This is a genomic window from Pseudomonas sp. 01L34 (assembly GCF_056400265.1).
Genome location: NZ_JBFTSX010000035.1, coordinates 1 through 731, shown reverse-complemented (window position 1 = coordinate 731; position 731 = coordinate 1). Strand labels below are relative to the sequence as shown.

Sequence of the window (731 nt, the reverse complement as noted above, 5' to 3'; positions counted from 1 at the left end):
GAATGGTGATGGTCTGGCCGTTGGACAGGGTCACAACCACTGGCGAACCAGTCACTGGAGCAGTGACGGACGCGGTGTACACCACGGTGCCACCCTCGGCGACGTTCGCGGTCGCACTCAGCGAAACAGTGCTGGTGTCGATGGTGTCGGTGACGGTGGTGATTGCCGGGGCAGTGCTCGGCACCAGGTTCTCGAAATTGCCACCGGTGGCGGTGGAAATGGTGGCCTGGACCGTACCGGCATCTTTGTAAACGTCATCGGATGGAGCCGGGACGGTCACGGTGCCGGTGGTTTTACCGGCATCGATGGTGATCACGGCGCCGTTGCTCAGGGTTACGGTGACCGGTGTGCCAGCGGCATTGGTCAGGRTCGCGGTGTAAACGATGGAACCGCCTTCAGCCACCGAGTTGGATGCGCTCAGGCTGAGGGTTGTGGTGTCCGGTGTGTCGGTCACCGAGGTRTCCGCCGACTTGCCGTCGACTTCCAGCTTCTCGTAGTTGCCGCCCTTGGCATCGTCGATCTTGACGCTCAGGGAGTTGCCGCCGGCTAACGCGTCGTTGGGTGCAACAAAATTGACAGAGCCGCTGCTGGCGCCGACTGGAATGGTGATGGTCTGGCCGTTGGACAGGGTCACAACCACTGGCGAACCAGTCACTGGAGCAGTGACGGACGCGGTGTACACCACGGTGCCACCCTCGGCGACGTTCGCGGTCGCACTCAGCGAAACAGTG

The 731-nt window shown here is 62.3% G+C and carries 1 protein-coding gene; it reads right to left on the bottom strand.

Going from position 1 to position 731, the window contains the following annotated elements:
* On the bottom strand, positions 1-731 hold a 731-nt coding region (locus AC1DQM_RS29855; protein WP_477747262.1), incomplete at both ends, for an immunoglobulin-like domain-containing protein.